Annotated in this window: 8 protein-coding genes; all 8 read right to left on the bottom strand. The window is 67.2% G+C overall.

The features are described 5' to 3' along the window. Positions 1–89 precede the first annotated feature (89 nt). Positions 90–431, bottom strand: a complete 342-nt coding sequence (locus BAY1663_RS02650; protein ID WP_037037761.1) for a multidrug efflux SMR transporter — start codon at positions 429–431, stop codon at positions 90–92. A gap of 69 nt (positions 432–500) precedes the next feature. Next, on the bottom strand, positions 501–1,634 hold the full coding sequence (locus BAY1663_RS02645) for an aminomethyltransferase family protein (protein WP_037037758.1): 1,134 nt from the start codon (positions 1,632–1,634) through the stop codon (positions 501–503). Between the two features lie 59 nt (positions 1,635–1,693). Continuing rightward, a complete protein-coding gene (locus BAY1663_RS02640) occupies positions 1,694–2,719 on the bottom strand; it encodes a DUF3445 domain-containing protein (protein WP_037037756.1) in 1,026 nt (341 codons plus the stop codon). Positions 2,720–2,763: 44 nt separating this feature from the next. Continuing rightward, positions 2,764–3,708, bottom strand: coding sequence for a PDR/VanB family oxidoreductase (locus BAY1663_RS02635; protein WP_037037755.1), 945 nt, complete (start codon positions 3,706–3,708; stop codon positions 2,764–2,766). Next, a complete protein-coding gene (locus tag BAY1663_RS02630; protein WP_037037753.1) occupies positions 3,705–4,244 on the bottom strand; it encodes a dimethylamine monooxygenase subunit DmmA family protein in 540 nt (179 codons plus the stop codon). The genes BAY1663_RS02635 and BAY1663_RS02630 overlap by 4 nt, the downstream gene beginning before the upstream one ends. 332 nt (positions 4,245–4,576) lie before the next feature. Then, on the bottom strand, positions 4,577–5,905 hold the full coding sequence (locus tag BAY1663_RS02625) for an ammonium transporter (protein WP_037037751.1): 1,329 nt from the start codon (positions 5,903–5,905) through the stop codon (positions 4,577–4,579). Between the two features lie 113 nt (positions 5,906–6,018). Further along, positions 6,019–7,341, bottom strand: a complete 1,323-nt coding sequence (locus tag BAY1663_RS02620; RefSeq protein WP_037037749.1) for an FMN-binding glutamate synthase family protein — start codon at positions 7,339–7,341, stop codon at positions 6,019–6,021. A 93-nt stretch (positions 7,342–7,434) separates the two neighbouring features. Further along, positions 7,435–8,118, bottom strand: a complete 684-nt coding sequence (locus tag BAY1663_RS02615) for a protein glxC (RefSeq protein ID WP_037037748.1) — start codon at positions 8,116–8,118, stop codon at positions 7,435–7,437. Positions 8,119–8,230 lie beyond the last annotated feature (112 nt).

The raw sequence follows: 8,230 nt of genomic DNA, 5'->3' as shown, positions 1-8,230 counted from the left end.
CGCGCCCTCGCGGCGATGCAGGCCGCAGGCCTGCCAGAAAGCTCAAAAACATCGCCCCGGGGTTGCACCCGGACACGCATGTCGAGGCCTCAGGCCAGCGGTTCGGGGCTGGCCAGTTTCAGGCCGACGATGCCGGCGATGATCATGACCAGGCACAGGCTACGCAGCAGGCCGAGCTGCTCGCCCATGTAGAACATGGCGTACAGCACCGTGCCGAGGGTACCGATGCCGACCCATACCGCATAGGCCAGCCCCAGCGGCAGCACGCGTACCGACAGGCTCAGCAGGTAGATGCTCAGCAGCAGGAAGAAGCCGCAGTACAGGCTCGGCCACAGGCGGGTGAAGCCATCGGTACGCGGAATGATCGAGGCGTACAGCACCTCGCAGAGCCCCGCCAGCAGCAGGAAGCCCCAGCCATTCAACCAGGCCATCGTGTTTCTCTCTCTTCGGACAGGACGCAGGGCGGTCGAACCCGCCCTGCGCCAGTGCAGCGAACGCGCTCAACCCTTGGCGGTGCGCTTCTTCTTTTCCGGGTCGTCGAACGGCATGCTGTGGGCGATCGCCCTGGTCGTGAGGCTGCCGCGCACCTCCAGCGGCGTGCCCTGCTCGGCGTAGGGCACCTCGAAGCGGGCGATGGCCATGGATTGGCGGCTCAGCCGCGAGTACATGGCGCAGGTGATCACCCCGACCTGCTTGCCGTCGGCCCAGAGCGTGTCGCCTTCGGCCGCCGCCTGCTCGCCCTCGAGCAGTACGCCGAAGATCCTGAAGCGCTCCCGGCCCTTGAGCCGCGCATGCTCGATGCCGCCGCGGAACTCGCCCTTGGTCGGCGACACGGTGAAGTCCAGGCCCAGCTCCCAGAGGGTGTCGCCGGCAGGCTCGTCGGCGAAGGGGTACTTCTCCGAGTTGTCGTAGGGGAAGAACAGCAGGTAGCTCTCGACCCGCAGCCAGTCCAGCGCGGTGAACGCGCAGGGGATGATGCCCAGCGCCTTGCCCTTTTCCAGGATGCCGTCCCAGATCGCCGGCGCATCGGCCGCCTTGCAGAAGATCTCGTAGCCGCGCTCGCCGGTGTAGCCGGTGCGCGAGATCATCACCGGGCGGTCGAACAGCTTGGTCTGGATGTGGTGGAAGTACGGCAGGTCGCGGATGCCCGGCACGTGCTCGGCGAGGAAATCCACCGCCAGCGGCCCCTGCAGCGACAGGTCGTGCAGGTCGTCGTCGAACAGCACCGCCACCTGGCGACCCTGGGCCGAGCGCACCAGCATCTCGTAGCCGTTGCCGGCGCCGTGCACCACCATGAAGGCATTGGGTCCGGTACGGTAGATGACGCAATCGTCGACGAACTTGCCAGCTTCGTTGAGCATCGTCGCGTAGACTGACTTGCCCGGGTAGAGCTTGGAAATGTCGCGGCTGGTGGCATATTCGAGCAGCGACTCGGCATGCGGGCCGACGTAGTGCACCTTCTTCAGCCCGGACACGTCCATCAGGCCGGCGCGGGTGCGGATCGCCTCGTGGGCATCGGCCAGCGAGGTGGTTCCGTAGGTCCAGGCCGTGCCCATGCCGTTCCAGTCTTCGAGTGCGGAGCCCAGGGCACGATGCCGGGAAGCCAGGGCGGAAATGCGCCAGGAATTAGCCATGTTGTTCTCCTGTTCGTTTGCAAGGCCTGCACGCAGGCGTCGTTCGGGTGGATCGGAATTCAGGCGACCCTGGCCTGCGGATCGAACTGGCTGAGCCAGTCCACCACCGTCTGCCGGTAGAGGGTCAGCCCCTTGTAGTCGGCGATGGCCTCGGGCAGGTCCCTGAGCACGCGGTGCAGGCGGCAGGCCCAGGCCGGGTTGCTGGCCAGTTCCTCGAGGCTGATCAGGTAGGTGCGGATGCCGAACAGCAGCGCGTTGCTGCGCGGCAGGCGCGGCATGAACTGCAGCTCGACGCGCAGGTGCACCAGCCGGGCGACATTCTCCGGGGTCACCTGGGCGCGCTCGTGGCCCCACTCGTGGAAGGTCTCGGACGAGGTATCCAGGCGCGGGTTGATGGTCATGGTCCAGTTCAGCCGGCGCACCGGCTGGCCGACCTGGATGTTCAGCAGGTACTTCAGCGCGCGATCGAACACGCCCATCTGCGGTGCCAGCGGCACCGGCGCATGCCACTGCTTGAAGCTCATGCCGGCATCGAACTTGATCGACCAGTCCGCTGGGCAGGTGACCATGCCGGCATCCATGAACAGGTCGCCGTCGCGCTGGTCGAGCACGGCGAAATCGCCCTGGGCCTGGCGGGTGATGTATTCCAGCGGCTCGCACGGCAGGCTCGCCGCATCGCCGAAGGTGAAATGCTGCTCGATGCCCAGCGGCCGGTTGATCCAGGTCCAGCGCTCGCCGTCGCGATGCAGCTCGAAGTGCTCCGGGTAGTCGGCGGCCAGGTGCTCCATGAGCATTTCCAGGCTGTCCCAGGCGGCCTGGGCCATGTGCGGCATGACCAGGCAGCGGCCGGGGTCCTTCTCCAGTACGCGGGCGCGCTCGGCCATCTCCGAGACGTAGTGCTCGTCGATGTCGAACCAGTGCTCGAACACCGAGCCCGGCGCGCCGCCGTTGGCCGGCTCGAGGTTCACCGAGTACATGTAGCTGTCCTCGGGGAACGGGAAGGGAAAGCGGGCGATGGCCGCGGGGCTGTTACGGAAGGTGAAATCGTCCCGGTAGGTTTCCAGGGGGTTCATGACGACGGGCATAGCGGGCACTCTCCTGGGGTCGAAAGGGTGGCGGATGGGGCTGCCTACAGATCGAGCAGCAGCGGGCTGGCGCAGCTGCCGCGGGAAACGCAGGGCATCAGCGCATCGGCACGCTGCCCTTCGTCGAGGTAGTGGTCGCGATGCTCCACCGCGCCGGCCAGGTAGCGCGTCGCGCATTGGCCGCAGACGCCGCCGCGGCACAGGTTCGGCAGCTCGACACCGGCGGCTTCCAGCGCCTCCAGCAGGCTGAGGTCGGCCGGCACCTCGATGTGCCGGCCGCTGCGCGCCAGCTCGACGCGAAACGGCAGCCCCGGCTCGGGCGCGGCGAAGGCTTCCCAGTGCACCCGGCTATCCGCCCAGCCCAAGGCGCGGGCCTGCTCGCGCAACCCGTCCAGCAGCCGTTGCGGACCGCAGGCGTAGAGGTGGGTGCCGAGCGGCTGGCCGGCCAGCAGCGCGGCGAGGTCCAGGCGTTGCCCGGCGCTGGAGTCGTAGGCGTGCAGGCGCTCGCCGAGGCGTTCGGCCAGTTCCCCGACGTAGGCGTCGGTGAGCCGGCCGCGGAAGGCATAGTGCAGCTCGAACGAAGCGCCGCGGGCCTGGAGTTCGGCGATATAGGCCATGAACGGGGTGATGCCGATACCGCCGGCCACCAGCACGTGATGGCGGGCCTGCGAATGCAGCGGAAACAGGTTGTGCGGCCGCGAAAGCTGCAGGCGATCGCCCACCACTACGCGCTCGTGCATGAAGCGCGAGCCGCCGCGCGAATCGTCCTGCAGGCGCACGGCGATGCGGTAGTGGCTACTGTCGGCCGGATCGCCGAGCAGCGAGTAGGCGTTGCGCAGGGTGCGCTCGCCGAGGGGCATCAGCACCTGCACGTGGCTGCCGGAAGAAAAGCCCGGCAGTTGCCCTTCGCTCGCCTCGAAGGTGAATTCGCGTACCACCGGCGTCAGCTGGCGCACGGCGGTGACCTTGACCTCCAGCAGCGCGCTCATGGCCGGCCCTCCCCGTAGGGGCGGCTCGGATCGAGGCAGACGCCCATGTAGGCGCCCAGGCGCTGGGAGAAGTGCTCGCGCACCAGCAGGCGGACACCGCAACCGCTGCAGCCGGCCTCGCCCTCTTCGCCGATCTCCTGGAAGGTGCCGCAGTGCACGCAATAGAGCCGCCGCCGCGCACCGTTCTTGAACAGCTCGATCTCGTCGCCGAGCAGACCGGCATGCCGGGCCAGGCGATAGACGTGCCAGAGGAACGCCTCGTCGCCGACCACGTACAGCCGCGTGCCCACCTCGGCCCGTTCCAGCAGCAGCTGCAAGCGCAGGTAGAGGGCCGCGGGGTTCGCGAAGCGCTCGTGCGGGAGGTCCGCCGCCAGCTCGCCGCCCAGGCTGAGCAACTGGGATAGCGGATGGTCCAGCAAGGGCACGGCACAGGCCGCATCCTGCGCCACCACGAGGCGGCGGCGTGCCGGTTGTGGCGAAGCCACGGTGCGATAGCGGGGTTTGCTGAAGATCGTATCGCTGCCTGACGCGGTCATCTGAAGCCTCCCTGAAATACGAATTCGGCGAGCATGGGTGAACGGATCATTCACTCGTAAAAATTCCCACAAGGAACTTTTTGTTCTTTTAAAGAAAGCACGGACCATGCCAGTTCCCCGATCTGCCGGGTTTTCCCGGGGCCTGGCCTTCCGTAGCGGTATCGCCCGAAAGAACGGCTGGGAAAATGCACAAACCAGGATCAAATGCCGGGAGTAACGCGCCGAATCGGCGCAATAGGCGGAATTTCGAAGAGAGGCCTTCATGGGCGAATAACGCTATGAAAGCCGAGGCCGCACGAACGCGGGTGCGCCCAGGCGCACCCCGCGATGGTTCATGGGTTATAGGCGCGCTCGTTGTGCGCGGAGAGATCCAGGCCGATCTGTTCGGTTTCCTCGCTGACCCGCAGGCCGCCGGTCAGCAGCGCGGTGAACCGGAGCAGCAGCCAGGTGACGATGGCGCAGTAGGCCAGGGTGAACATCACGCCCTTGAGTTGCACCCATAGCTGGGCCGTGATCGCGACTTCCTCGAAACCGCCGACAGCGGTCGAGGCGAACACGCCGGTCAGCAGCGAGCCGACGATGCCCCCGATCCCGTGCAGGCCGAAGGCGTCCAGCGAGTCGTCGTAACCCAGGCGGCGCTTGAGCGTGGCAATCGCATAGAAGCAGGCCACACCGCTGACCAGGCCCATGACCAGCGCGCCGCCGGGGCCGACGAAACCGCAGGCCGGCGTGATGGCCACCAACCCCGCCAGCGCGCCGGAGGCGGCTCCCAGGGCACTGGGCTTGCCGCTACGCAGGATTTCAGCCAGCAACCAGCCGATCACGCCTGCGCAGGCCGCCGCCTGAGTGGTAAGCATGGCCATGCCGGCCTTGCCATCGGCGGCGACGGCGGAGCCGACGTTGAAGCCGAACCAGCCGACCCACAGCAATGCCGCGCCCACCAGCGCGAAGACCGTGTTGTGCGGCGGCATCGCGATGTTCGGGTAACCGCGCCGGGGGCCGAGCACCAGGCAGGCCACCAGCCCGGCGACGCCGGCACTGATGTGCACCACGGTGCCGCCAGCGAATTCGAGGATGCCCCAATCCCATAGCAGGCCGCCGTCGCCGCCCCAGGCCATGTGGGCCAGCGGGGCATAGCAGACGGTGAACCAGAGTACGCAGAACAGCAGCACGGCAGAGAACTTCATGCGCTCGGCGAAGGAGCCGGCGATGATCATCGGCGTGATCATTGCGAAGGTCATCTGGAACGTGGCGAATACACTCTCGGGAATGCCGGCGACCAGGCCGTCGCGATCCAGGTGACCCAGGAAGACGTACTGCAGGCCACCGACGATGCTGTGCCAGTTGACCACCCCGGCCTCCATGCCCGTGGCGTCGATCACCAGGCTGTAGCCGTAGAGCACCCACAGCACGCCGATCGCGCCGCCGACGGCCAGGCACTGGGTGAACACCGAAAGGATGTTCTTGCTGCGCACCATACCGCCATAGAACAGCGCCAGCCCGGGCACCAGCATCATCAGCACCAATGCCGTGGAAATCATCATCCAAGCCGTGTCGCCGCTATCGAGCACGGCTTCATCGGCCAGGGCCAGCCCCGGCAGCACGGCCAGGGCGGTCAGTCCCACACGCAGCCCACGGGCTGCGCCTTCACTCAATCGCATCGTCGTTCCCCCAAGATTCGCTATAGAAATCGCACTCGCGTTCCGGCGCTCGCGTCCCCCCGCTTCGTCGCGAGGCGCCGGAGGACGCCTGCGACGAAGCGGGGAACGGGCCCCTAGAAGCCCTGCCCCGGCACCCAGCGGGTGCCCGCCAGCGGCACGCGGGCCATGGCGGCGGATTCCACGGTCAGCGCCACCAGGTCCTCGGGGTCGAGGTTGTGCAGGTGCGACTTGCCGCAGGCGCGGGCCATGGTCTGCGCTTCGAGCACCAGCACGCGCAGGTAGTTGGCCAGGCGGCGGCCGCCCTCCACCGGATCGAGGCGCTTGGCCAGTTCCGGGTCCTGAGTGGTGATGCCGGCCGGGTCGCGGCCGTTCTGCCAGTCATCGTAGAAACCGGCGGCCGAGCCGATCTTCTTCAGCTCGTCGTCCAGATGCGGGTGGTTGTCGCCCAGAGCGATCAGCGCGGCGGTGCCGATGGCCACCGCATCGGCACCCATGGCCATGGCCTTGGCCACGTCGGCGCCGGTGCGGATGCCGCCGGAGACGATCAGCTGCACCTTGCGATGCATGTCCATTTCCTGCAGGGCCTGCACCGCCTGGGGGATAGCCGAGAGGATCGGGATGCCGACGTGCTCGATGAACACTTCCTGGGTCGCCGCGGTGCCGCCCTGCATGCCGTCGAGCACGATCACGTCGGCACCGGCCTTCACCGCCAGCTTGACGTCGTAGTACGGCCGGCTGGCGCCGATCTTCACGTAGATCGGTTTTTCCCAGTCGGTGATCTCGCGGATCTCGGCGATCTTGATCGCCAGGTCGTCGGGACCGGTCCAGTCCGGATGGCGGCAGGCACTACGCTGGTCGACGCCGACCGGCAGGGTGCGCATGCCTGCCACGCGTTCGGTGACCTTCATGCCCAGCAGCATGCCGCCGCCGCCCGGCTTGGCGCCCTGGCCGAGGACGATCTCGATGGCGTCGGCCTTGCGCAGGTCATCCGGATTCATGCCGTAGCGCGACGGCAGATACTGGTAGACCAGGTGCTGCGACTGGCCACGCTCTTCCGGGGTCATGCCGCCGTCGCCGGTGGTGGTGCTGGTGCCGGCGATGCTGGCGCCGCGGCCGAGGGCCTCCTTGGCCTGGGCGGACAGCGCGCCGAAGCTCATGCCGGCGATGGTCACCGGAATCTTCAGGTGGATCGGCTTCCTGGCGAAGCGGGTGCCGAGCACCACGTCGGTGCCGCACTTCTCGCGGTAGCCTTCCAGCGGGTAGCGCGACATGCTGGCGCCGAGCAGCAGCAGGTCGTCGAAGTGCGGCACCTTGCGCTTGGTGCCGCCGCCGCGAATGTCGTAGATGCCGGTCTCGGCGGCGCGCTGGATTTCCTGGATGGTCAGGCGGTCGAAGGTGGCGGACTCGCGCAGTACCGGTGGATGTTCGTTGCTCATGGGAAAACTCCTCGAAGGCTTTTTGTAGGAGCGGGCCATGCCCGCGAACGCTTTTTCGCGGGCATGGCCCGCTCCTACAAGAGTCAGGGGTGGTCAGTACGCCGAGGCGTTGTCGACCTTGAAGTTGTAGAGCTGGCGGGCCGAGCCGTAGCGCTTGAAGCTGGCCGGGTCCTCGTCGAAGCCGGCGCGGTTCAGCAGTTCGGCCAGTTCCTCGAGGTGTTCGGCGCGCATCTCCTTCTCGATGCAGTCCGAGCCCAGCGACTTGACCGTGCCCTTGACGTAGATGCGCGTCTCGTAGAGCGAATCGCCCAGCGCATCGCCGGCGTCGCCGCAGACCACCAGGCGGCCGGCCTGGGCCATGAAGCAGCTCATGTGGCCGATGCTGCCGCCGACCACGATGTCGACGCCCTTCATCGAGATGCCGCAGCGTGCGCCGGCGTCGCCCTCGATCACCAGCAGGCCGCCATGGGCGGTGGCGCCGGCCGATTGCGAGGCGCTGCCCTTCACGCGGACCGAGCCGGACATCATGTTCTCGGCCACGCCGACGCCGACGTTGCCGTGCACGGTGACGATGGCCTTCTGGTTCATGCCGGCGCAGTAGTAGCCGGCGTGTCCCTGGATATCGATGGACAGCGCCTCGTTCACGCCAACTGCCAGGTTGTGCTTGCCGTCCGGATGGGTGACGACCCACTCGCGCTCGTCGAGGGTCCTCGCCTGGTCGTGCAGCGTCTGGTTGAGATCACGCACGGTGGATTCGCTGAGATTGATGGTTTTCATGCTTTTTCAAACTCCAAAGTTCGAAGGTCGTCTACAGTCGTCGCGAGCGCGTCGAGAGCAAGGTAGGACCGGAGCGAAAGACGAGGCAGTACTCGAGTACGCCGAGTCTTTC

Origin of the sequence: Pseudomonas sp. BAY1663 (assembly GCF_000582595.1) — a bacterium.
GTDB lineage: Bacteria > Pseudomonadota > Gammaproteobacteria > Pseudomonadales > Pseudomonadaceae > Stutzerimonas > Stutzerimonas stutzeri_AF.
This window is presented reverse-complemented; position numbering and strand designations above follow the sequence as displayed.